The 25,150-nt window shown below is 49.2% G+C and carries 26 protein-coding genes, 3 tRNA genes and 1 pseudogene; 13 read left to right on the top strand and 17 right to left on the bottom strand.

Annotated elements, in window-relative coordinates:
- The first annotated feature begins 57 nt into the window (after positions 1 to 57).
- Positions 58 to 324 (top strand): GIY-YIG nuclease family protein, encoded by a 267-nt coding sequence (locus G614_RS0107690; RefSeq protein ID WP_027641499.1) that lies wholly within the window; start codon positions 58 to 60, stop codon positions 322 to 324.
- 40 nt (positions 325 to 364) lie between these two features.
- Here the strand turns inward: G614_RS0107690 and trhA are convergent, their stop codons facing one another.
- Complete coding sequence (trhA, locus tag G614_RS0107685; RefSeq protein WP_027641498.1) at positions 365 to 1,036, bottom strand: PAQR family membrane homeostasis protein TrhA; 672 nt, start codon at positions 1,034 to 1,036, stop codon at positions 365 to 367.
- A gap of 257 nt (positions 1,037 to 1,293) precedes the next feature.
- Here trhA and G614_RS0107680 point away from each other — a divergent pair.
- Both G614_RS0107680 and G614_RS0107675 read left to right on the top strand, forming a co-directional pair.
- Positions 1,294 to 2,108, top strand: a pseudogene (locus G614_RS0107680) (RluA family pseudouridine synthase).
- 148 nt (positions 2,109 to 2,256) lie between these two features.
- Positions 2,257 to 2,745 carry a DUF6465 family protein gene (locus G614_RS0107675; RefSeq protein WP_027641496.1) on the top strand — a complete coding sequence of 163 codons (489 nt, stop codon included), beginning with the start codon at positions 2,257 to 2,259 and terminating at the stop codon, positions 2,743 to 2,745.
- Between the two features lie 183 nt (positions 2,746 to 2,928).
- On the opposite strand, the gene G614_RS34995 is transcribed toward G614_RS0107675, so the two are convergent.
- From G614_RS34995 to pflB, 10 genes are all read right to left on the bottom strand, one after another.
- Positions 2,929 to 3,087 carry a helix-turn-helix domain-containing protein gene (locus G614_RS34995; protein WP_420341523.1) on the bottom strand — a complete coding sequence of 53 codons (159 nt, stop codon included), beginning with the start codon at positions 3,085 to 3,087 and terminating at the stop codon, positions 2,929 to 2,931.
- 147 nt (positions 3,088 to 3,234) lie between these two features.
- Positions 3,235 to 3,798 (bottom strand): sensor histidine kinase, encoded by a 564-nt coding sequence (locus G614_RS32560; RefSeq protein WP_242828028.1) that lies wholly within the window; start codon positions 3,796 to 3,798, stop codon positions 3,235 to 3,237.
- Entirely contained in the window at positions 3,795 to 4,340 is a 546-nt protein-coding gene (locus tag G614_RS32555) for a hypothetical protein (RefSeq protein ID WP_242828027.1), read from the bottom strand. Before G614_RS32555 ends, G614_RS32560 begins: the two co-directional genes overlap by 4 nt.
- Positions 4,337 to 4,945: an LCP family protein gene (locus tag G614_RS27015; protein ID WP_242828026.1), complete on the bottom strand. Its 609-nt coding sequence runs from the start codon at positions 4,943 to 4,945 to the stop codon at positions 4,337 to 4,339. The genes G614_RS32555 and G614_RS27015 overlap by 4 nt, the downstream gene beginning before the upstream one ends.
- Before the next feature lie 590 nt (positions 4,946 to 5,535).
- A complete protein-coding gene (locus tag G614_RS0107650; protein WP_027641494.1) occupies positions 5,536 to 7,092 on the bottom strand; it encodes an ABC-F family ATP-binding cassette domain-containing protein in 1,557 nt (518 codons plus the stop codon).
- Positions 7,093 to 7,457: 365 nt separating this feature from the next.
- Positions 7,458 to 8,174, bottom strand: a complete 717-nt coding sequence (locus G614_RS0107645; protein WP_027641493.1) for a gamma-glutamyl-gamma-aminobutyrate hydrolase family protein — start codon at positions 8,172 to 8,174, stop codon at positions 7,458 to 7,460.
- Between the two features lie 97 nt (positions 8,175 to 8,271).
- The gene (locus G614_RS0107640) at positions 8,272 to 8,442 is read right to left on the bottom strand and encodes a DUF362 domain-containing protein (RefSeq protein ID WP_002566904.1); all 171 of its coding nucleotides are present in this window, start codon (positions 8,440 to 8,442) and stop codon (positions 8,272 to 8,274) included.
- 108 nt (positions 8,443 to 8,550) lie between these two features.
- Positions 8,551 to 9,303, bottom strand: coding sequence for a pyruvate formate-lyase-activating protein (gene pflA / locus G614_RS0107635; RefSeq protein WP_027641492.1), 753 nt, complete (start codon positions 9,301 to 9,303; stop codon positions 8,551 to 8,553).
- Positions 9,304 to 9,395: 92 nt separating this feature from the next.
- Positions 9,396 to 9,641 (bottom strand): autonomous glycyl radical cofactor GrcA3, encoded by a 246-nt coding sequence (gene grcA3, locus G614_RS0107630; RefSeq protein ID WP_002566902.1) that lies wholly within the window; start codon positions 9,639 to 9,641, stop codon positions 9,396 to 9,398.
- 45 nt (positions 9,642 to 9,686) lie between these two features.
- Positions 9,687 to 11,795 carry a formate C-acetyltransferase gene (pflB, locus tag G614_RS0107625; protein ID WP_027641491.1) on the bottom strand — a complete coding sequence of 703 codons (2,109 nt, stop codon included), beginning with the start codon at positions 11,793 to 11,795 and terminating at the stop codon, positions 9,687 to 9,689.
- Positions 11,796 to 12,136: 341 nt separating this feature from the next.
- Here pflB and G614_RS0107620 point away from each other — a divergent pair, with 341 nt between their 5' ends.
- From G614_RS0107620 to G614_RS0107605, 4 genes are all read left to right on the top strand, one after another.
- Entirely contained in the window at positions 12,137 to 12,340 is a 204-nt protein-coding gene (locus tag G614_RS0107620) for a DUF1858 domain-containing protein (RefSeq protein WP_002586865.1), read from the top strand.
- Between the two features lie 191 nt (positions 12,341 to 12,531).
- The gene (uxuA, locus tag G614_RS0107615; protein WP_027641490.1) at positions 12,532 to 13,599 is read left to right on the top strand and encodes a mannonate dehydratase; all 1,068 of its coding nucleotides are present in this window, start codon (positions 12,532 to 12,534) and stop codon (positions 13,597 to 13,599) included.
- A gap of 28 nt (positions 13,600 to 13,627) precedes the next feature.
- Entirely contained in the window at positions 13,628 to 13,876 is a 249-nt protein-coding gene (locus G614_RS33615; protein ID WP_027641489.1) for a hypothetical protein, read from the top strand.
- A gap of 31 nt (positions 13,877 to 13,907) precedes the next feature.
- Positions 13,908 to 14,585, top strand: a complete 678-nt coding sequence (locus G614_RS0107605; protein ID WP_027641488.1) for a GntR family transcriptional regulator — start codon at positions 13,908 to 13,910, stop codon at positions 14,583 to 14,585.
- A gap of 157 nt (positions 14,586 to 14,742) precedes the next feature.
- Here G614_RS0107605 and G614_RS0107600 read toward each other — a convergent pair whose 3' ends face one another.
- Positions 14,743 to 15,492, bottom strand: a complete 750-nt coding sequence (locus G614_RS0107600) for an adaptor protein MecA (RefSeq protein WP_027641487.1) — start codon at positions 15,490 to 15,492, stop codon at positions 14,743 to 14,745.
- A 319-nt stretch (positions 15,493 to 15,811) separates the two neighbouring features.
- Here G614_RS0107600 and G614_RS0107595 point away from each other — a divergent pair, with 319 nt between their 5' ends.
- From G614_RS0107595 to G614_RS0107570, 6 genes are all read left to right on the top strand, one after another.
- Positions 15,812 to 17,305: a serine/threonine-protein kinase gene (locus tag G614_RS0107595; RefSeq protein WP_334291505.1), complete on the top strand. Its 1,494-nt coding sequence runs from the start codon at positions 15,812 to 15,814 to the stop codon at positions 17,303 to 17,305.
- Complete coding sequence (locus G614_RS0107590) at positions 17,302 to 17,832, top strand: hypothetical protein (protein WP_027641485.1); 531 nt, start codon at positions 17,302 to 17,304, stop codon at positions 17,830 to 17,832. The genes G614_RS0107595 and G614_RS0107590 overlap by 4 nt, the downstream gene beginning before the upstream one ends.
- Positions 17,833 to 17,937: 105 nt before the next feature.
- A complete protein-coding gene (locus G614_RS0107585; protein WP_027641484.1) occupies positions 17,938 to 18,210 on the top strand; it encodes a hypothetical protein in 273 nt (90 codons plus the stop codon).
- A 253-nt stretch (positions 18,211 to 18,463) separates the two neighbouring features.
- Positions 18,464 to 20,146, top strand: a complete 1,683-nt coding sequence (locus G614_RS0107580; protein ID WP_027641483.1) for a glycosyl hydrolase family 18 protein — start codon at positions 18,464 to 18,466, stop codon at positions 20,144 to 20,146.
- A 27-nt stretch (positions 20,147 to 20,173) separates the two neighbouring features.
- Positions 20,174 to 21,634, top strand: coding sequence for a metallophosphoesterase (locus G614_RS0107575; RefSeq protein WP_027641482.1), 1,461 nt, complete (start codon positions 20,174 to 20,176; stop codon positions 21,632 to 21,634).
- 66 nt (positions 21,635 to 21,700) lie between these two features.
- Positions 21,701 to 22,414 (top strand): N-acetylmuramoyl-L-alanine amidase, encoded by a 714-nt coding sequence (locus G614_RS0107570; protein WP_027641481.1) that lies wholly within the window; start codon positions 21,701 to 21,703, stop codon positions 22,412 to 22,414.
- 157 nt (positions 22,415 to 22,571) lie between these two features.
- Here G614_RS0107570 and G614_RS0107565 read toward each other — a convergent pair.
- The 5 genes from G614_RS0107565 to G614_RS32140 all read right to left on the bottom strand — a co-directional run.
- Positions 22,572 to 22,643: transfer RNA gene (locus G614_RS0107565), tRNA-Gly, on the bottom strand.
- A 169-nt stretch (positions 22,644 to 22,812) separates the two neighbouring features.
- A tRNA-Gly gene (locus G614_RS0107560) sits at positions 22,813 to 22,883 on the bottom strand.
- Positions 22,884 to 22,910: 27 nt separating this feature from the next.
- Positions 22,911 to 22,983 (bottom strand) — tRNA-Phe (locus tag G614_RS0107555).
- A gap of 237 nt (positions 22,984 to 23,220) precedes the next feature.
- A complete protein-coding gene (gene rpoN / locus G614_RS0107545) occupies positions 23,221 to 24,606 on the bottom strand; it encodes an RNA polymerase factor sigma-54 (protein ID WP_027641480.1) in 1,386 nt (461 codons plus the stop codon).
- Between the two features lie 283 nt (positions 24,607 to 24,889).
- Positions 24,890 to 25,150: hypothetical protein (locus tag G614_RS32140; protein WP_044917487.1), on the bottom strand; the 261-nt coding region annotated here is incomplete at its 5' end.

The following is a 25,150-nucleotide window of genomic DNA, read 5'->3' as shown; positions in this document are numbered from 1 at the left end:
TGGGACGCCCTTTTTATTGCTGTCAGGAATTTGATTACCGGGAAGGAAGGGATATCCATGAATTATACCTATATCCTCACCTGTGCGGACGGCACGTTTTACTGCGGCTGGACCAATGACCTGGACAAGCGTCTAAAGGCCCATAACCAGGGTAATGGAGCCAAGTATACCAGACCCAGACGTCCGGTGGTGCTGTCCTATTATGAGGCCTTTGAGACAAAGCAGGAAGCCATGCGCAGGGAATATGCCATTAAACATATGAGCAGGGCGGAGAAGGAACATCTGATAAAAGGGACAAGTCCCCAGAGGACAAGCTGCCGTTGAGCCTGCTGTTACTGAAACTGTATTAATTTCCTATTAAACCTTATGCCACAAACCGGTACATCATCACATAGTGGCAGAGGCTTCCGCCCATAACAAAGAGATGGAAAATCTCATGGGAACCAAAATACCTGTGGTGGGAGTTGAAGAATGGAAGCTTCATGGCATAGATAATACCGCCAACCGTATAGATGATACCGCCTGCCAGAAGCCACATGAAGCCTGCCCTGGGCATGGAGCTTAATATTTTGGTTATGGCCAGTATGCACACCCAGCCCATGGCAATGTAAATCAGGGATGAGAACCATTTGGGGCATGTAATCCACAGTGCGTTGATGAAGATACCCACAGTGGCAATGCCCCACACCAGGGTCAGCATGGTCCATCCGGTTTTGTCGCCCAGGACAATCATGCATACAGGCGTATAAGTGCCTGCTATCAAAATGAAAATCATCATATGGTCTATCTTGCGGAGCAGCTTATTAATCTTAGGGGAGATATCCAGGGTATGGTATATCGTGCTGGCCGCATAAAGGCCAATCATGCTCAGTATGAAAACCGCCAGTGCGCTGATATGCATATGTCCGGAATCGCGTCCTGCCTTTGAGAGCAGCGGTATGGCTGCGATGATGGCCAGAATCATAGCAATGAAGTGGGTCAATGCGCTTCCGGGATCCTTAACCCTGGTAATCCCGCGTTTTAAATTTGCTGTCATAGTATCCAGCCTCCTTTTATTGAAAATACAGTACAGTTTATTAGAAACCATGATATGTAGTTTTTAATACTACATCTGTCTGTATTCTATACTATACACCTAAGACTAAAAATATGCAATACTTTTTAAGAATTACTTTGAACATAAAACTAATTTCTGAATATAATCAACCGGGCAGGGGCAAAACTATGGTATAATCAAAAGCGTTCCTTTAGAATCGTCTGAATAGGAAACAGACAGATAAGCGAGGTCGAGGTATGGTACCAATATTATATGAAGATAAAGATATTATAGTAGTGCGGAAACCGGCGGGATTGGAGTCCCAGGTGTCCAGGGGATTTGCGCCGGATATGGTAAGTGAGATACGCCGTTATCTACATAATCCACAAGATATCCACAGCCGTCCACAGGGAGCATCCACAGCCCAGCCGCCCTATGTGGGGGTTATCCACAGACTGGATAAGCCGGTGGAAGGAATCATGGTATATGGACTGAACCAGAAATCCACAGCATCATTAAGCGCCGCTTTGCAGGCCGGAAAAATGGAAAAATCATACCTGGCAGTGGTTTGTGGAAAACCTGTGGATAAACAGGGGACATATGTGGATTATCTGCGCCATTGCAAGGAAAACAACACAACGAAGATTGTGGATAAGTCTGATGAAAAGGGCAAAAAAGCGGTTCTTAATTACAGGGTCCTGGAGGTTATCAACAACCCCGGGAACCAGGAGCAGATGTTATCCCTAATAGATATAGAGCTGCTTACAGGAAGGCACCACCAGATAAGGGTACAATTTGCCGGACACGCAACTCCCTTGTACGGAGATGAACGTTATGGAGGCGGGTTATCCACAACTGGGACTGTGGACAGAGGAAGGAAAAGACCGGGATTTGGGGATGGACGCCAGTCTCTGGCCCTGTGTGCCCGCAGGCTGGCATTTCCGCATCCGTCTACCGGGAAAATGATGGAATTTGCCATGGTTCCGTCGTCGGGAGCCTTTGCCTGGTTCCCGGACAGGCCCGGAAACTGATTTCCGGACAGGAATGTGGCAAATGCCATAAAGAAATATGACAATCTGTCAGTATATGCTTGAAAATTTTCCATAAAGGCCTTTGTTTAGCAGTTTATTTTCCATATCCGCGACATTGACAAAAAAATGGGCCTGCCGTATAATCCCCATTGACACTGGAAATCGGATTGAAAAAAGGGAGGAACTAATATGGCAAGACCAAAGAGGACTATGGCTGCGGCAGCGCAGACAGGCGCCGCGCAGACCAGGACAGCAGAGGTTAAGAAGGCAGCAGAGGTTAAGAATACAGCAGATGTTAAGAATACAGCAGATGTTAAGAATACAGCAGAGGTTAAGACAGCAGAAGATGTTAAGAAGGCAGATGAGCCCGCAGTTAAGGAAGCAGTTAAAGAGACTGTTAAGGAGACCGCGGCAGCTGTGAAGGAAGAAATAAAGGAAACAGCAAAAGAGACTGTGAAAGAGGTTGTAAAACCGGAGATTGAGAAGAGCGTAGTAGTGGAGTTCGGCGGCAGGCAGGTAGCAGCAAAGGATGTGCTGGCGCAGGCAGAGAAGGCATACGCACAGACGCATCCGGGAACCGTAATCAAGTCCATCAAGCTGTACATATCTCCGGAGCAGAATGCAGCCTATTATGTGGTAAACGGCGAGGGTTCAGACGATTTCAGAATCGAACTGTAGAATGGGGTTTGTCAAGTTAAATGTGTAAGTTTTTCTAAAAATATTTCAGAGAGATGATCTGAGGGGATGGGGGAGAGTCCATGAGCCTGGTTATCAGGATACTTTTAGAGGGTTCTTCTCCACCTTTGTTTTAGGGCGACTTTAACCAGGCTGTCCCATTTTTAATTATGGGACACCTGCCCATCAGACATTCTTTTTTAGCCTCTGCACAGTGCTTTTGGGAATACCCGTTTCAGCGGATATCTCCCTTATGGTTTTTCCCTGTGCGGATAAGGCTTTGATCTGTTCCTGGGCCTCCGGCCCATTTTTTCTTCTCCTTCCCGCTTTTCTTGGATTCTTCATGGCCTGCAGGGCAGTGGAGGCATCCTCACTCTTGTCCTCGATTCCGCTCACGTCCCTTGTGCGTTTGGGGATGGACTGCGGCTCAAAAGAGGCTTCCCTGTCCACACACTTTATTTTACACTCCCACCTTTCCTGGAATTTCTCTCTTCAATTTCTCGACAGGTCGATAAAGAGCATTTCTCTGGCCTTTCTCATCTTAAAGAGAATCCAGCCCTGGCCCTCCGGCATGGAGTGGGCGGCCTCATAGGCATTGTCAAGGAGGTTGGCAAAGAGACTGCATATATCCTGGTCCTTCATGGGGCGCAAATCAACGGCGTCCGCCTGTACGGTAAAGGTTATATGGGACTGGCTGCAGCGGTTTCTGGTATGGTTCAAAAGCACATCCAGGGTGGAGGTGCCGGTCCATATGGAGGGAGACAGGCGCTCCAGGGGAATGCCCAGCTGGCCCATATAATTCCGGGCTTCCTGGTATTTTCCTTCCTTCAGCATGGTATCCATGACTAAAAGGTGGTTCTTCAGGTCATGGGAAAGGGACTGCTGTTCCTGTTGAAGCTGTTTGACCATCTCATATTCCTGGCGCACCATCTGGTCCTTCAGTTCAAGGATGCTTCTGAGCTCATGCTCCTTCATGTAATTGGAATAAAAGAGCAGGAGAAAGATAAAGCACAGTACCATGATAAGGCACAGGCTCCAGCTGAACAGGGTAATCACGGAAATATCCTGGAGGGTGACCACTGAAAGGTAATGCCCAGAATGCCCAGAAGGGAAATGGCGAACAGCATCCGCGGACTGTAGAGCAGCCCGCCCTTAAAGGCGTGTCTGATAAGCATATATAATAAAAGCAGGAGCGTTGTATCCGCAGCCAGATAAATACAGCGCAGCAGCTGGTTCAGGATGAACTGCGCAAACTGTCGGTTGCCCGCAATGACCCCCATGACGGACATACAGAAATAATTGATTACATAGAGGCACAGGATATAAAAGCTTACAAGGGATACCGCATAAAACAGATTCACCTGAAACAGCACCACCGTGGTCATACAGATATAAAATACAAACCAAAGAATGCCCAGTGTATCCATGGCCCGGACAGAGCCCACCAGGAGCAGAGACAGGATAAAAGACGGCACCTTTCCCCGGACCCGGTCCGGCAGGAACAGCCCCACGAAGCCATAGCAGAGCCACGCTTCAATGAAGTCTGAAAAAATTTCAAACATCTGGTACATGGACTGATACCAGTGGTTCATAGTCATTGAGTGGAGGGGATTCCAGTGGTGTCCACGGTCTCCGTGATGAAGGCATTGATATAATAGAATTCCGCCTTGGACAGCTCTATATCCACGCCGCCCAGAAGGTTGATGGCTTCAGCCGCGCTGTTCCAGTTAAAGGATACAAAGTCCTCCACCTTCATGTCCAGGTTGGTGTTGATGGCAGAGATATTGCCCGATGGGCCCTGGAGAAAGTAGGATTGGTTCAGTTTTCCGTATCCGCTGTTTGCGGTGTCATTCATCAGGAATGTGTCGCGGTATAATGATACAAGGCGTATTTCCCCTGTATCCCTGTTGATGGAGCACAGCATCTGTACGTCGGCATTATTTTCTTTTCCAAGTTTTCCGTTGCGGCTGTCCACCCCAAAGACAGCAATGGTCCAGTATCCGCCCAGTTTTTCTCGGGTCTCTGTGTCCAGGTTTTCATTGGTCATGGCTGAGGCCAGTTCCGGTTCGTCCTCCGGCCGGGTAATATTGATGGAGCCGGCCATCTTTGTGATGTAGAGAAGGCCGGAGCAGAGGGCGAAGAGCAGTGTGGACAGCAGGATGATACCTGCCTTTTTTAATATGGTTTTCCAGTTAAGGTTCATGGGTGCAGCTCCTTTCAGTGAGAATGATGCGGTTTCCCGGTATGCCGCTGTACTCAGTACTGATGGTTCCATTATAGCATTTAATGGGGAGAAGTGTGGAATTTGTCCGCGAATGGAAGGAAATGGGGCCTGAAAGTGAAATGGGGGCATTTGGAGTATACAAAAAGTAAGTTTCTGCTATGAGAAGAATACCTCAATTTAGGAGTTGCACTGAGGCAATTGTATCCAACCTGGCATTATTGAATGATTATGCAATAGAAATATATGAGAGACATAATCATAATGCGGCTGAGGCGATGAAGGAACTGAGTGTAAAAGCACTTGAATGTACCGGTGACCCGGCACATAAGGCATATTTAAAATTTCCATTTTCATATCTCGGCGGGATTCCAATTTGAGGATATATTTCTTCTGGTTTGATGATAGAATTGAAGGGGAAAAAGTTTTGATAGGACATATTGGAAAATATCCTTATTAGTAAAAAAAAGCAATTATATAGACGCGGGCCATTATAGCTGAATTCAAAACAAAAAGGAACCCCCGAAAAGGTAGTCTCCAGGAGATTCCTTTTTGTTTCAAATTTATTCTGCCTAAGACAACTTCAGCGCCCATTCCTTACAATCCCACACATCGGTTGCCAATCCCTCATAAAACTCAGGTTCATGGCAGATTAACAGGATACTGCCCTTATATTCCTTAAGGGCCCGTTTCAGCTCGTCCTTTGCGTCCACATCCAGATGGTTGGTTGGCTCATCCAGCAGAAGGACATTGGATTCCCGGTTAATCAGCTTACAGAGCCTGACCTTGGCCTGCTCGCCTCCGCTGAGCACCCTGACCTGGCTTTCGATGTGTTCCGTGGTCAGGCCGCATTTTGCCAGGGCGGAGCGGACCTGGTACTGTGTATAGGCGGGGAATTCCGTCCATATTTCCTGAAGGCAGGTGGTAGTATTGCCGGGGGCCATCTCCTGTTCAAAGTAACCGATGGACAGGTAGTCGCCCAGCTCCACACTGCCGCTTAGGGAAGGCGTAAGGCCCAGTATGCTCTTTAACAGTGTGGTCTTGCCGATGCCGTTGGCGCCTACCAGCACGATTTTCTGGCCTCTCTCCATCACCAGATTAAGAGGACGGGACAGAGGCTCGTCATAACCGATGATTAAATCCTTTATCTCAAAGATATATTTACCGGGAGTACGGGCTTCCAGGAAATGGAACTCCGGCTTGGGTTTTTCCCTGGCAAGTTCAATCACATCCATCTTATCCAGCTTTTTCTGGCGGGACATGGCCATGTTCCTGGTGGCCACTCTGGCCTTGTTCCTGGCCACAAAATCCTCCAGCTCCGCAATTTCCTGCTGCTGCCGCTTATAGGCAGCCTCCAGCTGGGACTTCTTTACTGCGTATACTTCCTGGAATTTGTCATAATCCCCCACATACCGGTCCAGCCTCTGGTTTTCCATGTGGTAAATCAGGTTGATGACGCTGTTGAGGAAGGGGATGTCATGGGAGATGAGGATGAAGGCATTTTCATACTCCTGCAGGTAGCGTTTCAGCCAGTCAATGTGCTGTACATCCAGATAATTGGTAGGCTCGTCCAACAGCAGGATGTCCGGCTTCTCTAACAGAAGCTTGCCTAAGAGCACCTTGGTGCGCTGGCCTCCGGAAAGCTCCGTCACGTCCTTGTCCAGCCCTATGTCAGCCAGGCCAAGGGCGCGGCCCACTTCCTCCACCTTGGAATCAATGATATAGAAATCATGGGCCATGAGAAGGTCCTGTATGGTTCCCAGCTCATCCATCATGGCGGCCATCTCATCCTCGCCGGCTTCCCCCATCTTATCGCAAATCTGGTTCATGTGTTCTTCCATATCAAAAAGGAAGGCGAAGGCGCTCTTTAACACATCCCGAATGGTCATTCCCTTTTCCAGCACCGCATGCTGGTCCAGATAACCGACCCTCACGTTTTTTGCCCACTCCACCTTGCCCTCGTCAGGCATGAGCTTGCCGGTAATGATGTTCATAAAGGTGGACTTTCCTTCACCGTTCGCCCCAATCAGGCCAATGTGCTCCCCCTTTAACAGGCGGAAGGAGACATCCTGGAAAATGGCCCGGTCCCCAAAGCCGTGGCTTAAATGCTCTACGTTTAAAATGCTCATATTGTTACAGACTCCTTTTATGAAAACACCTTTATTTACAGGTGCTGTCATTCTTTTATTTCAGCAGTATTATTCTACATGACATAATCTGTTCTGACAAGCATAACCTCACTTTTATGGGGGTTTTGTTGGGATATGGAGTAAAAAATAGAGCAAATGCAAAAAATAATTTCAAATAAAATGAACCGTCTGCTCACCAATTTCATAGATAATAAGCAGTAGGCAGATAAGGACAGGAATAAGAACAGGATATAGGTAAGTTGGCCCCGTATGATACAAGCAGCATTCCGCAGCGTGAGTCGTGCAGGGCCTTCCTGTTGCCGGTTCTATCTGCTGCCGGCTTTTCCTGCTGTCCGCCATTCCTGCTATCCCTGACAGGCATCCACAAAGCTTTTAAATATATTGGCGGACACAGTGTCTGTCTGCCACATATACTCCGGATGCCACTGCAGGGCCAGAAGATAGGGATAATCCGGCATCTCCAGGGCCTCGATGATGCCGTCGGGCGCATGGCCGCTGGCTATGAGGCAGGGAGCAATCCTGCGTACCGCCTGATGATGGGAACTGTTTACTGCGATTTCCGTTTTCCCCTCCGCAATCCCGTACAGCAGTGTATCCCTGCGCACATCCACGTGGTGGGAAGGCAGGCAGCATGAATAGGGCTGCTTATGGGCAATGGGAAAGACGGTTTCCGTCTGGCTGGGAATATCCTGATAGATGTCGCCTCCCAGCCCCACATTAATGATCTGGGCTCCGCGGCAGATTCCTAACACCGGCTTTTGTGCTTCCACGGCAAGCTTCAGGAGGGATAGTTCCATGGTATCCCGCGCCATGGACACATTGCCGCACTGCGTATGTGTTTCCTCCTTCAAAAGGAATGGATGAATGTCCGGGCCGCCGGAAAAGAGAAAGCCGTCACACAGCTTAGACAGCTGTTTTAAATCTTCCCCGGATACCTCCAGGGGAAGAAGGATGGACAGGCCTCCCGCCGCTTCAATGGCCCTCAGGTAGGTGGGGCGCACACTTATATCGTCGTTATCCGTATTGTGGGATGGGGTTATGCCGATTACTGGTTTTTTCATGGTATTTGGATTCCTCCATGTGCTCTGTGAATAATATATGCTGAATATATGAAAAAGAGTCTCTTCCGTCTGGAAGAGACCCTTATGTAATACTTAATTAGCCTTCGGAAATAGCTCCGGTTGGGCAGGTAGCTGCGCAGGTTCCGCAGTCGATGCAGGTATCAGCATCGATAACGTACTGGCTGTCTCCCTCGGAAATTGCACTTACTGGACATTCAGCTGCACAGCTGCCGCAGCTTACACAAGCATCACTGATTACATATGCCATGATAAAATACCTCCTTAAGATTTGTCTACATTGTTATTTTATTTTATACTATAACGTCTAATTATTCAAGAGGAAAATCGTTCCTAAACCAGCGAATATTGTATAAATTTAGGAGCAATGGGCCCTTTCGTCGCGCATTCCCTGAAGAATAATTTTGCGGGCCTCTGCCGCCTTTGCAGGAGGCAAGGGGGCGGTGTCCTCTAATGGGTAGGGGATTCCAAGCTGATGGTACTTAGCCTTCCCCATGTCGTGATAAGGCAGCGCATCCAATGCCTTTACGTTCTTAAGCGTGCCGAGATAGCGCCCAAGGCGGTACAGATATTCCTCCCGGTCCGTTATGCCCGGAACCACCACGTGGCGGATCCATATGGGTATCCGCTTCTTCTCCAGGTATCCGGCAAAAGCCAGTATATTATCCTGGGGCTGGGCGCACAGCTTCACATGCTCCTTAGGGTCAATATGCTTGATATCCAGGAGTATCAGGTCTGTGGAAGCCAAAAGCCGGTCAAAATGGGCCATGACTGCCTGTGAACCCGGGTTAAAGGTAACGCCGGAGGTGTCCAGGCAGGTGTGGATACCGCTTTTTTTGGCTTTCTCAAAGAGCTCTGTCACAAAACCTATCTGCATCAGCGGTTCACCGCCGCTGACCGTGATGCCCCCTTTTTTGTAAAAGGGACGGGCCTGCTCATACTGGTTCAGTATTTCCTCCGCCGTCATGGGGGTGCCGCCCTTGGGGTCCCATGTATCCGGATTATGGCAATAGAGACATCTCATGGGGCAGCCGCTTAAGAAGATTACCATGCGGATACCGGGGCCGTCCACGGTACCAAAGCTTTCTATGGAATGTACGCGTCCAATCATAAGGCTGTGCTCCTTTCTGAGAAACATGGATGCCGACCGGGGCGGATAATCTTCCTGTCCAGGCGGCATCCAAAGCAGTTTGCAGACAGGATTTAGATGGATCCGTGGAAGGTTCTTGAAATGACCTCATCCTGCTGTGCCTTTGTCAGCTTATTAAAGTTCACTGCATAGCCGGATACCCTGACCGTGAGCTGGGGATATTTTTCGGGGTGGGCCTGTGCATCCAAAAGGGTTTCCTTACTGAATACATTTACGTTCAGATGGTGTCCGCCTTCCTGGGCATAGCCGTCTAACAGAGCCACCAGGTTATCAATCTGTGATTCGCTTGCTTTTACCATAATATAATCCTCGCTTTCTCAAGAAGATGGTTTATATGCTGCTTATCAGGATTCCTCGATGCCGGCTTCGGAATCCAGCCCTTCAAAAAGGGTAGGTGCTTCACAGCCGCCTCCGCAGCCGTTCAGCTCCACTTCCAGGTCTCCCATGAAAATCTGGTCATCCTTGCCCAGAGCGCCCGGTATGATGGAGAAGGTATTGGAGATACCGTCCTGGGCGTCCTTGAACGGAAGCTTTGCAACAGATGACAGGGATGCCACTGCGCCGTGGCTGTCTCTGTGGTGCATTGGGTTTGCGCCCGGCGCAAAGGGCTGGCCTGCCTTCCTGCCGTCCGGGGTAGCGCCCGTATTATTTCCGTACACCACGTTGGAGGTGATGGTAAGGATGGAAGTGGTGGGGATGCCGCCGCGGTAGGTGTGGTTGCCCTTTATATAGCTCATGAAGGTGTGCACCAGGTCTGCTGCCAGCTGGTCTACCCGGTCGTCGTTATTTCCATATTTAGGGAAATCGCCTTCCACGATATAATCGGTCACAATGCCCTTTTCATTGCGTACTGCCTTGACCTTGGCGTATTTGATGGCGGACAGGGAGTCTGCCACAACGGAAAGGCCTGCGATGCCGGTTGCGAACCAGCGGGTCACCTTCTTGTCATGGAGCGCCATCTGAAGCCTCTCATAGCAGTATCTGTCGTGATTGTAATGGATGATGTTCAGGGCATTGACATATACCTTGGCCAGCCATTTCATCATATCCTTGTACTTGTCCATCACGTCGTCAAAATCCAGATACTCGGTGGTCACGGGACGGTATTTCGGGCCCACCTGCTTGCCGCTGATTTCATCCACACCGCCGTTGATGGCGTAGAGCAGGCACTTGGCCAGATTGGCCCTGGCGCCGAAGAACTGCATTTCCTTTCCGATACGCATACTGGATACGCAGCAGGCAATGGCATAATCATCGCCGTGGGTCACCCTCATCAAATCGTCGTTCTCATACTGGATGGAGGAGGACTCGATGGAGGTCTTGGCACAGAACCTTTTAAAATTCTCAGGAAGCTTTGTGGACCACAGTACGGTCAGGTTTGGCTCAGGGGCAGTGCCCAGGTTCTGAAGGGTGTGCAGATAACGGAAGGACATTTTGGTCACCATGTGACGGCCGTCAATGCCGATTCCTCCGATGGATTCCGTAACCCATGTGGGGTCGCCGGAGAACAGTTCGTTGTATTCCGGTGTTCTGGCAAATTTTACAAGACGCAGCTTCATGATGAAGTGGTCCACGAATTCCTGAATCTCTTTCTCCGTATAGCGTCCTTCCTTTAAGTCGCGCTCAGCGTAAATATCTAAGAAGGTGGAGGTGCGTCCCAGTGACATGGCTGCACCGTTCTGCTCCTTGACAGCGGCCAGGTATCCCAGGTAGGTCCACTGGATGGCTTCCTTAACATCGCAAGCCGGCTTTGAGATATCAAAACCGTAGATACGCCCGAGCTCCTTCAGCTCCTCCAGAGCCCGGATCTGCTCGGACAGTTCCTCACGCTCTCTGATAACATCAGAGTACATAATGGTGCGTGTGGAATCCTTTTCTTCCTTTTTCTCCTGAATCAGGGCATCCACGCCGTAAAGGGCAACCCTGCGGTAGTCACCGATGATGCGTCCGCGTCCATAGGCATCCGGCAGTCCTGTGATGATATGGCTGGAACGGCATGCCCTCATCTCCGGGGTGTAGGCGTCGAATACGCCTGCATTATGGGTTTTCCTGTGCTTGGTAAAGAATTCCACAATTTCAGGGTCAACCTCGTATCCATTGTCCTGGCAGGCCTTCATAGCCATGCGGATGCCTCCATATGGCTGGAGGGAACGCTTAAAGGGTTTGTCGGTCTGAAAGCCTACGATAGTTTCCTTGTCCTTGTTTAAATATCCGGGGCCGTGGGACGTGATGGTAGAAATGATTTTGGTATCCATATCCAGGACTCCGCCGGCTTCCTGTTCCTTCTTTGACAGCTCCATAACCTGGTCCCAGAGCTCCGTTGTATTCTGGGTAGGACCTTCCAGAAAATCGTCGCTGCCGTCATAGGGGGTGTAGTTTTTCTGTATGAAGTCGCGTACATTGATTTCCCGCTGCCATACACCGCCTTTAAATGTGTTCCACTCTGTTCTCATAGACTTTTCCTCCTGTGAAATGCGTGAACCTATATATAAAAACTATTGTTAACCAAATGTTTCACAGCCATACCGGTTTTGCCGGACATCCATAGTCTACTAGAAAAACCTGATATATGCTGTTGCTTTTGCAACACTTATTATATTATGCACATTGTATACACGTCAAGAGGGCATAGTGATAATATTTTTTAACAAGCCTTGATAATTATGGTTAATATGAAAAATATGTAAGTCTATGCAGGACTTGTCAAATGCCGAAAAACGTATTATGATGGTAGAAGCGTGGTAGACCGATTAATTGGTTATACTTATAGCAGAAATATAAGGAGGACAAAGAGATGCAGATTAGTAAAGACATGCTGATTGGCCAGCTTATTCAGGTCGATGAGAGCATACCGCCAATTCTGATGCGTGCCGGAATGCACTGCCTTGGCTGCCCGGCTTCCCAGGGTGAGTCTCTGGAAGAGGCTTGTATGGTACACGGCATTGACTGTGACACACTGGTTTCTCAGATTAACGAAATTCTGGCAGCTAAAGCCTGATGATAGTCTGAAACAGTGATTGGAGGATCCTGGCTCAGGGGATATATGACTGAGCCGGGTTCTTTTTATGTTCTCCTGTATTGACAGATTGTTTTCAAAAGAGTAATATATTAGTATATTAAGATATTTATTTTCGGAAAACCGGAAAAGCACAAAAGTACCGCACAGATATTTCAAGGAGGAAATTAGTTATGGATATGACATTGCGTTGGTTCGGTGAGGGTGTGGACTCTGTATCTCTGGAGCAAATCAGGCAGATACCGGGTGTGAAAGGCGTGATTACCACCCTGTATGACATTCCGGCCGGAGAGGTCTGGCCCATGGAGCGCATCCTTCAGATGAAGGAACAGGTGGAATCCAGGGGATTAAAGGTCCTGGGAATTGAGAGTGTCAATATACACGATGCGATCAAGGTGGGAACTCCTGACAGGGAACAGTACATTGCCAACTACATAACGACCCTGGAGCGTCTGGGCCAGGCCGGAATTCATGTGGTGTGCTATAATTTCATGCCGGTCTTTGACTGGACCCGTTCCGATCTGGCTAAGGAGCGTCCGGACGGTTCCACGGTGCTGGCTTACAGCCAGAAGGAGATTGATAAGATTAATCCTGAGAATATGTTCCAGTCCATGGGAGAAAAGTCTAACGGATTTGAGCTTCCCGGATGGGAGCCTGAGCGTATGGCGCGCATTAAAGAGCTGTTTGACATGTATAAGGATGTGGATGAGGACCGTCTCTTTGACAATCTGGTGTATTTCCTCAAGGCAATCCAGCCCGTATGTGAGAAGTATGATATTAAGATGGCCATACATCCGGATGATCCGGCATGGCCCGTATTCGGATTAGCCAGAATCATTACCGGCAAAGAGCGGCTTCTCAAACTGATGAAAGCCGTGGACGCGCCGTTTAACGGCGTCACCCTGTGTACCGGCTCCCTGGGAAGCAATCCGGAAAATGACATCCCGGATATCATCCGGTCCTTAAAAGGAAGGATTCCCTTTGCACATGTGCGCAATCTGCAGTATAATGCTCCTGGAGAATTCCAGGAAGCTGCCCATCTCTCAGCAGACGGCAGCATGGATATGTATGAGATAATGAAAGCGCTGTACGACATTGGTTTTGACGGAATCATGCGCCCTGACCACGGAAGGGCTATCTGGGGAGAGGTGTCCATGCCCGGATACGGCCTCTATGACAGGGCCCTTGGGGCATGCTACCTAAATGGTTTGTGGGAGGCTATCCGGAAGCAGAACCGTTAGGCGTATACAGCAGCAAAGGATGGGTGCGATGAGCGGCATCCTGAATGCCCTGTACTGCGCGGACCGGGCCATGGAGCTGGCGGATCAGTACGGCATCGGCATGGTGGGAATCAGAAATACACCCACTGGATGCGGGGCATTGGAAGGGATCGGCCTTTTCGTTCATGCTGGATATCCTGGGGGCAGTGCTCACGGACGGCATAGGAGCAGCCGGCATGGACCAGAAGGGATACGGCATCTGCGGGATGATGTCCGGGAGGAGATACAGTCACTGTAGGCTTGGGGAGTGGCATTAGGAGGTTTTACCCATGAAGATAGAGGAAAAGAGACATGGAGAGACTGCCAGACAGTATGCATACCGGACCCTGCGGGAGAATATCATATCTCTGGATTTGGAACCCGGGGCGCCCTTTAACGATGTGGAAATGTCCCAGATGATAGGCATCAGCCGCACGCCCGTGCGGGAAGCAGTCATACAGCTCAGCGAGGAATCCAGAATCATTGAGATATTCCCTCAGAGGGGGATGCGCATTGCATTGATTGATGTGGAGCTGGTGGAGGAGGCGCGCTTTCTGCGCCTGGTCCTGGAAAAAGCGGCCGTGGAGCTGGTCTGCGGCCAGGCGGATGAAGAGGACCTGCTGTGGCTGGATGAGAATATCAGACTTCAGGAGTTTTATCTGGAGGGAGGTTCATCCCAGAAGCTTTTGGAGCTGGACAATGATATGCACCGGAAGCTGTTTTCCATCTGCCGGAAGGAGCTTATCTATGAGATGTGCCAGAGACTGGCGATTCACTATGACAGGATTCGCAGCCTGTCCGTGGCAACGGTTAAGGACCATAAGATAATTGAGGACCATAAGAAACTGCTGGAGGCCATACGGCGCCGCGATAAAAAGCAGGCCGCAGAGATTATGGAACTCCATCTGAACCGGTGGATGATGAATGAGCAGATGTTCAGAAACCAGTACCCGGCATATTTTAAGTAAATATTTAAGGTAAATCTTTAAGGCAGTAATTTAAGACAATAATTCAGGGCAATAATTTAAGGCAATATAATACCCCTGCGGCAATGCGGCCGCAGGGGTGTTTTGTAATGTTTCCATATATTTAAAATTTCCATATATCTACAGTAAGGCCCCGTCCTTAAATCCTGGCAAGATTCTGAAGGGCATTATCCTGAATGATGACCTCATAGTGCTCCTTAAAATATGCCTCGCTGGCGGATTCCCCTGACAGCTTGGTGGCATACTCCGCCAATATGTTGCACACACGGGAGAAATCCAGGTCGCCGCAGTCCAGGCGTTTTACAATGAGATAATACTGTCTGGTGCCGGGCTTCTTATACAGGGTGTTGACGCCGTCATAGATTCCGGATACGGCCCGGGAAGCCTCACTTATGCGGTCCAGGCTGTTGAACCGGAAGATGCGGCTGCCGGCAACGGAACCTGCATTCTTCTTGGCGGTAGCTTCAGAGGCACTGTCCGCGGCGCTCTCATCCCCAACCTGCTCCACGGAACCTGGTTCCAGGTAATTCAGGGAATCCGAAGCGCCTTCCAGGAACTCGCTGGCTAACTGCGACACAAGGGAATTCTGGTTGTCGTCCGTGAAAGGTGAGAACTTGGCAAAACGGGTATCCAGTTCTTCCGGGTCTTCGATTTTAGTGATGACCAGCATGATGCTTTCGCTGGACAGAGGAATCGCCTCAACCATCAGAGGAATGTCCTCCGCCTCAAAGCCCACTTCATTGGAGGCTTTCTGAATCATTTCCCTGAACAGCTTCCTGGCTTTTTCCGTTCCATAAGCCAGTTCTACCAGGTTGATATTGCGCGCACTTAAATCAAAGCTGGTCAATGTACAGCGAATCTGGTTTTCATTGATACGTTCTATCTTCATTAGGATCACTTCCTGTTCTGTGTCAAATGTGGTGGCATCTGCTTTGGACCAGGGTGTTTTTTTGAAACTTCAGGCCGAAAGTAGACTTCTACACTTTAAATATACTACATTACAGGTGGAAATATCAATCATTTCATAAAAATTTAAAAAATATCGTGCCGCAGGATGTTTTCAGGTTGTATAAATAGCATATGAAAAGCCATGGAAGATATAACGACCATAGACAGGTGACAAGGAAAAGGGTAAAATTGGAATATGAGATGATATTGTGACGAAGGAGGGGTGAGTAAAGAATACCATTTTATTTGGCAAATACCGCCTGCTGCACAAATTGGGAACAGGCCGGGCAGGAACCGTATGGCTGGCAGTGCACATTGGCCTGGAGGAATACAGGGCCATAAAGCGCATTTCTAAGAGGGATGCCGACTATGACACCTTCCGAAGGGAAGCATTGGTGCTAAAAGAACTGCACCATCCTGGGATTCCCATGATTTATGATTTAGAAGAAGATTCCGATTTTTTTTATTTAATCGAGGAATATCTTGAAGGATATTCTCTATATGCCCTGATTGCGAATCAGGGGCCTATTCAAGAGGCAGAGGCAGTCCGTTACGGGATGCAGGTCTGCGGGCTTGTAGCTTACATGCATTCTGCGTGTGAAATACCCATATTACATTTAGATTTACAACCAAATAACCTGATAATCTGCAACGGCACCGTAAAGCTGATTGATTTTGATCATGCCGCAGGCTGCCGGTGGGCAAACATTGCCCCAAAGCGATTCGGTACAGTGGGCTGCGCGGCTCCTGAACAGTATGCTTCTGACCGTATGTTGGACCAAAGGACCGACATTTATGCCATTGGTGCAGTCCTCCGTTTTATGACAGCCGGAACCCTGAGAGAGGACGCCGGACAGTCTGCCGCCCTATCGGAGGCTTTTGAGCGGATTATCAGAAAATGCATGGACTCCAATATGGAGAAACGGTACGCTTCCGCCGGAGAGGTGGAGGATGCGCTTCAGGCGCTGTGTACCAGGAAGCTGACAGAAGAAAAAGAACAGAAGGCGATACCATCTCATATTTTGATTCTGACCGGAATGAAGGCTGGGACGGGCACCACACATTTAGCCTTAGGGCTGGTATATTTTCTGAACAGGAATGGGTACCGGGCGCTTTATGAGGAACATAATGTCTCCCGGGCAGTGGTCACCATGGCCCAAAGGGCAGGTATGCGTCCGGACCGTTTTGGAATCTATACCATGAACGGCTGTTACTTAAAGCCGTGGTATGGACCTGCCGTGAAGCTGGATGAAGGGACAGGATTTGACATCATAGTGAAAGACTATGGAACAGACTGGCAGCAGGCGGAACAGGAATTAAAGGCGGCGAAGGCAGATTTATTAGGGACAGGCAGCGCCAGCGTCTGGGACGGCCGATACATCAGGCGGTACATATCCTGGATGAATCAGGCCTGGACGGGACGGTGCGGCGGGAACCGTGTGCTTATATTTCGGGGCACACGGGCCATATGTCAAAAGGAACTGAAGGCCATGACCAAATCAGACAAGGCTTTAAAGGGAATAAAGCTGTTTGTCTCGCCGGAGTACGAAAATCCTTTCAGCCAGAAAAGAGAAGATGCCTTTTTTCAGTCTTTATGGTCTGCCGTGGCCGGCAGCGGCGGGAGAGGGAAGAAAAAAAGAGGCTTATTAAAAAGATGGGATTTTCTAAGAAAACCTTTTTTAAACACAGCCGGGAGCCTGCGAAAGGGTGCAGGGTTGTCGGAATCACAGGAACAGGACGGGGAACAGGGGTGACTCATCTTAGCGTCCTGGCGGCCAATTATATGGCCAGTGCCCTGCAGCGCAGGACTGCGGTGATTGAGTGGAATGACCATGGCGCATGGAAGACCATGAAGGATATATGTCAGGCCGGTTCCGCAAAGCAGGCAGATTCTGCGGACTACAGATACAAAATCTTCGGGGTTACATATTATATGCAGGGAGCCCCAGGCGTGCTGGCGTCCTGTCTGGATGGAACATATGACGAAATCATTATTGATTTTGGAGAGTTGAGACCATCCATCAGGGCGGAATGGCTCAGATGCGAAGTGAAGATTGTCATGGCTGCACTGAGCGAATGGAAGCTGGAGGCATTTTTGGAGCTTTTATCAGAGGAGGAAGGACGCAGAGCAGGGTGGATATATACGGCTGCCTTTGGCAGTGAGGACACCAGAAAACAGATAGAGAGGCAGTTTGGGATTTCTCTGGTCAGGGTTCCTCTTTCAGTAGATGCGTTTTCAGTGGATTACGAGACCATGCGGTGGTTTGAGAGGATTTTGTGAAGAAAAAAGAGACAGAAGGAAACGGCGCACAAAAGTATGTCACGGAAACAACTCCTTGGTGCTGCCGTCCGGCTGTCCCGCGGTAATAGGGGAGGACTTATCAGTATGATAAGAAATGTCGAGTATGGAGACCGGAAGAAACACCAGAGAACCTATCTGGACGGATTGAAGAGATACAAGAACAAAGGGGTTCGGATTACCATTGACGGAGTCGAGTGCCCGGAAAAAGAATGGGAGAGGATATTCGAGATGGGAGAAGACGGGGGCTTTTACATGGGAGACTATGTTGGCGCCGAACAGGGCTGTCTGAAGGAATTCAGATTTGACAAAGTGTATCTCAGCGACCCTCCCAAAGAGAAAAAAGATAAGGATTCATGAGCGGACAATAGCAGATAGCGAGAACATTTAATAAGAGCAGATAACAAGAACAGATAACAAGAGCAGATAACAAAAGCCCGGATTATACGCTGCCATGAGTACCGTCTCAGCCTGTGCAGCCAAAGCAGGCGGCGCATACCGGGCTTTTGTTCCTGTTTCCTCCATAATGACTGTAAATTGTAAGCAATTAATTGGTACATACACTCTATTTTGTGGTAGAATAAAAACAATCATTAGGAAACTGGAGGACAGGATGAGCAGAAGAAGAAAAGGTCACGGCTGCGGAATCACGGCGCTGGTTCTGCTGTTCATATTTATCCTGGCAGGCGGTGGTCTGGGAGTGCTTTTTGCCAAGAAATACATACCCAGCAATGAGCTGGCGGATAAGAGCAGGATATTTGGTATTAAGGACGGCCAGGTGGCCCTTATTCTGGATAACCAGGTGCAGGAGGAGAAGGGAATCTACGAGGATGGCCAGGTGTACCTGCCTGTGGACTGGGTAAATGAACATCTGAACGAGCGCTTTTACTGGGATGAGGGCGAAAAACTGCTGGTGTATGCACTGCCTGAATCCATTGTGTATGCGGACGAAAGTACCCGGGGCGAGAAGGGACCTCTCTTTAAGGTCACACAGGATGGGATGTACCTGTCCCTTGGGGTTGTGGTGAATTATACGGATATCCGGACTCAGGCCTTTGCCACAAGCCAGATTAAGCGGGTGTTCATCGACACCTCCTGGCAGCCCTATGACACGGCAGTGCTGAAAAAAACAGGACAGGTCAGGGTGAAGGGCGGTGTAAAGAGCCAGATTATCACAGAGGCGGCGGCAGGAGAGACTGTGGATGTACTGGAAACCATGGAAAAGTGGTCCAGGGTCAGGACATCGGACGGTTATATCGGATATGTGGAGAACCGGAAACTGGAGGCAGGAGAGCAGGTTGCGCCTGTCAGCACCTTTGAGGCGCCTGTGTATACCAGCATTTCCATGGACGGGAAAGTAAGGCTGGGATTTCATCAGGTCACACGGCCGGAGGGAAATAATACCCTTGAGGAATACGCGTCCAACGCCAGGGGGATGAATGTGATTGTGCCCACCTGGTTCAATGTGGTGTCCAGCGATGGCACCTATACATCACTAGCCAGCAGGGATTACGTGGATAAGGCCCATGATATGGGACTGAAGGTGTGGGCCATGGTGGAGAATGTGAGTACGGAGGAAAGCGTCAAAAATCTAAACACAAAGACCCTGATGTCCTCCACCAGTACCAGAAAAAAGCTCATTGAAAAACTGATGAATGAGGCGGATACCTATGGCTTTGACGGATTCAACCTGGATTTTGAGAGCCTGAAGGCAGAGGCAGGGCCCCATTATGTGCAGTTCATAAGGGAAATGTCGGTTGCCTGCCGCAATAAGGGACTTGTGCTGTCTGTGGACAACTATGTACCATCCTCCTATACTGCGTTTTATAACAGGAGGGAGCAGGGAATCGTGGCTGACTATGTGATTGTTATGGGATATGATGAACACTATGCAGGAGGAGAAGCCGGTTCCGTATCGTCCATTCCCTATGTGAGGGAGGGCATTGAGAATACCCTGAAAGAGGTCCCCAAGGAAAAGGTCATCAATGCGGTCCCCTTCTATACCAGGGTATGGACCGTAAATGAGGGGAAGACCTCTTCCAAGGCATATGGCATATCAGATGCCAGGCAGTGGGTGGAGGAGAACCAGGTGGAGCTTACCTGGGATAAGCTTTTGGGGCAGTATTACGGTGAGACTGTGAGCGGAAGCGGACAGCAGTATATATGGATGGAAGAGGAAGATTCCATGAAGCTTAAGATTGACCTGATTAAGGAGTTTGACCTGGCAGGAGTTGCCTGCTGGAAGCTGGGATTTGAACCAGCGGACATATGGGATATTGTGTCAGAGGTTAAATAGTAACAGTTCAGACGCCGGAGGAAGGAAATGAGAGGAAGAACAAGGATAACGGGAATCATGACAGCGGTCTTGATGGCTGGAATCATGGCAGGGTGCAGCGTACAGACTGGAAACCAGGTGGCACCCACCACCGAAAAACAGCAGACAAAGGAAACGGTTCAGGAAACAGAGCTGCAAAAGCCCACCCATCCTGCGCCTTCGCAGATACAGCCTTTTCCGGATGTTGAAAAGGAGACAAAGGCAGAGCCGCTGATTGGAGGAAAACGCATTATCCTTATGACAGATATACATTATCTGGCAGAATCCCTGACGTACCGGGGGGATATGTTTCAGTCCATGGTAGAGCACGGCGACGGGAAACTGACCAATTACGTATGGGAGATAACAGATGCCGCACTGGAGGAAATCAAGCTTCTGAGTCCGGATGCCCTGATTATCAGCGGAGACTTAAGTCTTCAGGGAGAAAAGAAGAGCCATGAAGAACTGGCGAAAAAGCTGGATGAGGTGGAGAAAGCCGGTATCACGGTTTTGGTTATACCGGGCAACCATGACATTAATAATCCAAGCGCCTCCGTGTATTCCAGGGGAGACCGGTACCCGGCAGAACCTTCCACGCCGGAGGATTTTGAGCGTATTTATAAGGAATTCGGATACTCAGAGGCCGGCAGCAGGGATGCCGATTCCCTCAGTTACACCTATGACCTGGGACCGTCCATGCGCCTGCTCATGCTGGATACCTGCCAGTATGAACCCCGCAATAAGGTTGGGGGGATGATAAAGACAGAGACCTATGAGTGGATAAGGGAGCAGCTTGAGCAGGCTGCCCGGGACAGCGTGATTCTTCTTCCGGTGGCCCATCACAACCTGCTGGAGGAGAGCAAGGTATATGCGGATGACTGTACCATCGAGCACAGTGAGGAGCTTATACAGATGCTGGAAGGGGAGAATATCCCGCTGTTCCTCAGCGGACACCTGCATGTGCAGCACTTTATGAGGAATAACGATATCGGTATCTATGAGGTGGTCACCAGCTCCCTGTCCACGCCTCCCTGTCAGTACGGTGTGCTGGATTACATGGAGGATGAGACATTTTATTACTATACACGCAAGGTTAATATGGAGAAATGGGCCAGGAAAAACAAGAGCACGGATGAGAACCTGCTGAACTTCGACACATACAGCCCACCTGTTTTAAAGCAGATATTCTATAATCAGGCCTATGACGCCATGAAGAATTCTGCGGAGGAGGAGACGGGCAGCATATTTGTGAAGCTGACAGAATCGGAGAAGCAGCAGATGGCAAAGGTATATGGGGATATCAATGCCGCATGCTATGGCGGCAGGGCGTATGAGGTGGTGAAGGAGGCTGTGAAGCAGCCCGGATACGCCATGTGGAAAGAGTACTGCTATCCCAGCATCCTGTATGAATACCTGGAATATATCATAGAAGACGCGGTACAGGATTATAACGTTCTGAGTATGGAGTAAAAACCGGTTCATTTTCATCAGGCGGGTGAATATACTGGAATAAAGGTTATCAGGGAGCGCCCATTGATGAAGCATTCAGCATGGCAGACAGTGATGGGGATTCTGCTGCTTTGTATCGTGGCACTGATATCATGGCAGGCAGGGACACTGGTGGCTGTCCATAATCAGGCAGCGGAGGCAGACAAGGCAAGGCCGGTGGTGGTCATAGACGCCGGACACGGAGGCAGCGATCCGGGCAAGGTAGGGATAAATGGTCAGCTGGAAAAGGATATTAACCTTAAGATATCAGAGCAGCTGAAAGCATATCTTGAGGCCTCCGACGTAGAGGTGATCCTCACCAGGGATTCGGACCAGGGGCTTTACAGCTCTGGGGACAGTCATAAAAAGATGGCAGACATGAGAAAACGGTGCGAAATCATAAATGAGGCAGCGCCGGATTTGGTGGTCAGCATTCACCAGAACAGTTACCATGAGGAATATGTATCCGGAGGCCAGGTCTTTTACTATAAGACATCAGAGAAGGGAAAGTATCTGGCGGAAATTTTGCAGAAGCGCTTTGACTATGTGCTGGGCGAGGCCAACAAGAGGATGGCCAAGGCCAATGACAACTATTATCTCCTGCTTCATGTGAAGGAGCCCATCGTCATAGTGGAATGCGGATTCCTGAGCAATGGAAAGGAAGCCAAGCGCCTGGAGGATGAGGAATATCAGGACAGGATGGCCTGGACCATACATATGGGAATCATGGAGTACCTTAATACGGTCAAACAGAAGCAGTAAAAGCCGGGGAGCCGGCCCTGCAATCAGAAAAAACAGATTTGAAAATGGGAAGGCTGTCCGTGTGAGGGCGCCTTCCCGTTGCTTTATATAAGCTTTGGATCTGAAAGAAACAAAAGGCCGGAGAACTGACAGTGCAGTCTCCGGCGGGAAATAAAAAAGCGCGAGACGGGATTCGAACCCGCGGCCCCCACCTTGGCAAGGTGGTGCTCCACCCCTGAGCCACTCGCGCATGAAAGTATGATATTACTTTGACGTGGTATAGTCTATCATATTTTCTCTGATAAATCAAGAGGTTTTTTGTCTGTTGGTTTAAAATAGTTTGACTGAAGTTTGACTGAAAAACCATCCGCAAAAGCTAAACAAAAAAAGCCTCTCTAAGGCTTTTTCGCATTTTACAGAGCAGGTGATGGGAATCGAACCCACGTATCTAGCTTGGAAGGCTAGTGTTCTACCATTGAACTACACCTGCGTAATGACCGATGTGTCATACGGTCAGTGCCCAAAGTCGGAATCGAACCAACGACACGAGGATTTTCAGTCCTCTGCTCTACCAACTGAGCTATCTGGGCATTTGCCTATCCGGAACAAATAGGTATCATCAGTAATTATCCTTACAAGCTCTGTTCCATCAGCGACATCAACAATTCTACAAGATTTCTCCAATATTGTCAAGATGAATTTTGAGTAAAATAAACTTAATTCGGTTTTTTTGGCATACTCTCAGATATAAAATCCGCATTCTCCCCTGTGTATTTGGGGTAAATAAAAAGACATGGCCGGTCTGCCATGCCTCTAAGAATATTTTGTTACACATACTCCTTACGCCCGCTGGCGTCCGCAATGCCTTCCTCTTCCCTGTACTTGGCAACGGTCCGGCGGGAGATGGATATGCCGCGTTCTGCCAGCTTTTCACCCAGAAGGCGGTCGCTGTAAGGCTTCTTTTTGTTTTCTTCCTCTATGATTTCCCTAAGCACCCGCTTGATATCCGCGGCAGTTACGGACTGGGCGCCGTTTTCACTGCTGCCGCTTCCCTGGACAGCCACGCTGCGCGAGAAGAAGAAGTTCATAGGATATACGCCCCAGGAACACTGAAGGTATTTCTTGCTGACAGCCCTGCTGACAGTGGATTCGTGGATGTCCAGTTCCTGGGCGATATCTGCCAGCCTTAAGGGATTCAGGTGGGCGGGCCCAAAGGTGAAGAATTCCTCCTGGTGTTCAAGGATGGCCCGGGATACCTGCATCAGCGTCTTTCCGCGCTGGGTCACACACTGCTTCACCCACTCGGCCTGCCGGATTTTATTGCCCAGATACTCCTTCAGTTCGGAGGACTCCGGATTCTGGTTCATCTGGCGGTAGTAGCTGTTAAGCTCAATGGTGGGATACATGGATTCGTTCAGCAGGATATCAAAATGGTCTTTGAATTTTACAATGGTCACATCCGGTATGATATAGCGGAGCTGGTCCCTGCTGCTGAAGGATACGCCCGGCTTTGGATTCAGGGATTTAATAATCTGACAGTAACCGGCAGTTTCAGTGGGAGAGAGGCGCAGCTTCCTGGCAATGGCCGGAATCTGGTTCTTGGCAACCATTTCCAGGCAGTTGTCAATGATGGATTCCAGTACCGGGGTCAGCATATTCCTGCGTTCCAGCTGCAGCTTCAGGCATTCCTCCAGTGTACGCGCGCAGACGCCGGAGGGGTCCAGAGCCTGGAGGTCGGACAGGAGATCTTCCACAAGCTCGGTATCGGTCCCAAAGTAGGAGGCAATGGTCTCTATGCTCTCTTCCAGGTAGCCCTTGTTGTCAAGACATTCCAGCATGAACTTGATGATTTCCGTTTCCTGGTCCGTGAAGTTTTCCGTGATGAGCTGAGACCACAGATAGTCCTGAAGGGTCTCTCCGTCGTCCGTGTTTATGTTCCAGCTGGATTTAAAGTCGTAGTCATCGTCATTATTCTGGCGCTGGTACAGATAGTAATTCTCCTCATTGAAAGAATTAAGCCATTCCTGCTGTTCGATGGACTCGCGCTGCTCTTCTGCCGTGGGGGGCTCCACAATGTCGATTACCGGGTTTTCCAATGCCAGTTCATTGATATAAGTATTCAGCTCCTGAGAGGTCATCTGAAGAATCTCAGCTGACTGAATCATCCGCTGTGACAAAGTCTGGGTTTGCTTTACCTGTAATTTTAAGTCCATAACACTTCCTTCTTTCGTGATATCTCATAATGTATTAGAGAGTATCTGAATATTGCTTTCCGTGCGGGAATGAATTTTCAAACAGGCTCCGGAGAGGTGATGATTGCGCCCGGGCAGTATGAGACAAAAACTGTTTCCGGTCTGTCCGGGAAAATTTTAATGAGATAATTATATCACAGATGGCCTTTTGGTACAATGATGCACTTGGACATGGCAGCGTCAATTTACTTTCGGAAACGAAAGGTCAGAAATCACCCTTGTGATTGGTTTCGATTTGCTTCCCCTATTTTACCAGGTTCCCTACCTTTACTCTACTGGTTTTTTTATCCATCCATTGCTTCTGTATTTTACGGATGGGAAAGAAAGAACTCAAGGGTTCATGAACTGCTGCGCAGCCCTTGACTTCTTTCTTTCTCATCCTGTGTGTAGTACTTAAGCACTGTATGTCCTTCTCTAGCAGATTAACTGCTGATTCAATATATCCCTCATCCATTTCATGCTGTGAATCTCTTTTCCGGGGATACTTCCCTGTAATCTCTCGGCG

The sequence above is a fragment of the [Clostridium] clostridioforme AGR2157 genome (assembly GCF_000424325.1).
Lineage (GTDB): Bacteria > Bacillota > Clostridia > Lachnospirales > Lachnospiraceae > Enterocloster > Enterocloster clostridioformis_A.
The sequence above is the reverse complement of the archived record's forward strand: the minus strand, read 5'-3'. Positions and strand labels throughout refer to the sequence as shown.

Excerpts from the sequence above, each read along its gene's own strand:
- grcA3 (WP_002566902.1), bottom strand. The coding sequence starts at position 9,641 with ATGGTAAAAGCAAGCGAATCACAGATTGATAACCTGGTGGCTCTGTTA.
- pflB (WP_027641491.1), bottom strand. The coding sequence starts at position 11,795 with ATGAGAACAGAGTGGAACACATTTAAAGGCGGTGTATGGCAGCGGGAA.
- G614_RS27015 (WP_242828026.1), bottom strand. The coding sequence starts at position 4,945 with ATGAACCTTAACTGGAAAACCATATTAAAAAAGGCAGGTATCATCCTG.
- G614_RS0107575 (WP_027641482.1), top strand. The coding sequence starts at position 20,174 with ATGAGAGGAAGAACAAGGATAACGGGAATCATGACAGCGGTCTTGATG.
- G614_RS0107640 (WP_002566904.1), bottom strand. The coding sequence starts at position 8,442 with ATGGCATATGTAATCAGTGATGCTTGTGTAAGCTGCGGCAGCTGTGCA.
- pflA (WP_027641492.1), bottom strand. The coding sequence starts at position 9,303 with ATGATTGGACGCGTACATTCCATAGAAAGCTTTGGTACCGTGGACGGC.
- G614_RS0107650 (WP_027641494.1), bottom strand. The coding sequence starts at position 7,092 with ATGAGCATTTTAAACGTAGAGCATTTAAGCCACGGCTTTGGGGACCGG.
- G614_RS34995 (WP_420341523.1), bottom strand. The coding sequence starts at position 3,087 with ATGAAGAATCCAAGAAAAGCGGGAAGGAGAAGAAAAAATGGGCCGGAG.
- G614_RS0107645 (WP_027641493.1), bottom strand. The coding sequence starts at position 8,174 with ATGAAAAAACCAGTAATCGGCATAACCCCATCCCACAATACGGATAAC.
- G614_RS0107690 (WP_027641499.1), top strand. The coding sequence starts at position 58 with ATGAATTATACCTATATCCTCACCTGTGCGGACGGCACGTTTTACTGC.
- uxuA (WP_027641490.1), top strand. The coding sequence starts at position 12,532 with ATGGATATGACATTGCGTTGGTTCGGTGAGGGTGTGGACTCTGTATCT.
- G614_RS33615 (WP_027641489.1), top strand. The coding sequence starts at position 13,628 with ATGAGCGGCATCCTGAATGCCCTGTACTGCGCGGACCGGGCCATGGAG.
- G614_RS0107585 (WP_027641484.1), top strand. The coding sequence starts at position 17,938 with ATGATAAGAAATGTCGAGTATGGAGACCGGAAGAAACACCAGAGAACC.
- G614_RS0107675 (WP_027641496.1), top strand. The coding sequence starts at position 2,257 with ATGGCAAGACCAAAGAGGACTATGGCTGCGGCAGCGCAGACAGGCGCC.
- trhA (WP_027641498.1), bottom strand. The coding sequence starts at position 1,036 with ATGACAGCAAATTTAAAACGCGGGATTACCAGGGTTAAGGATCCCGGA.
- G614_RS0107580 (WP_027641483.1), top strand. The coding sequence starts at position 18,464 with ATGAGCAGAAGAAGAAAAGGTCACGGCTGCGGAATCACGGCGCTGGTT.
- rpoN (WP_027641480.1), bottom strand. The coding sequence starts at position 24,606 with ATGGACTTAAAATTACAGGTAAAGCAAACCCAGACTTTGTCACAGCGG.
- G614_RS0107605 (WP_027641488.1), top strand. The coding sequence starts at position 13,908 with ATGAAGATAGAGGAAAAGAGACATGGAGAGACTGCCAGACAGTATGCA.
- G614_RS0107570 (WP_027641481.1), top strand. The coding sequence starts at position 21,701 with ATGAAGCATTCAGCATGGCAGACAGTGATGGGGATTCTGCTGCTTTGT.
- G614_RS32555 (WP_242828027.1), bottom strand. The coding sequence starts at position 4,340 with ATGACTATGAACCACTGGTATCAGTCCATGTACCAGATGTTTGAAATT.
- G614_RS0107620 (WP_002586865.1), top strand. The coding sequence starts at position 12,137 with ATGCAGATTAGTAAAGACATGCTGATTGGCCAGCTTATTCAGGTCGAT.
- G614_RS0107600 (WP_027641487.1), bottom strand. The coding sequence starts at position 15,492 with ATGAAGATAGAACGTATCAATGAAAACCAGATTCGCTGTACATTGACC.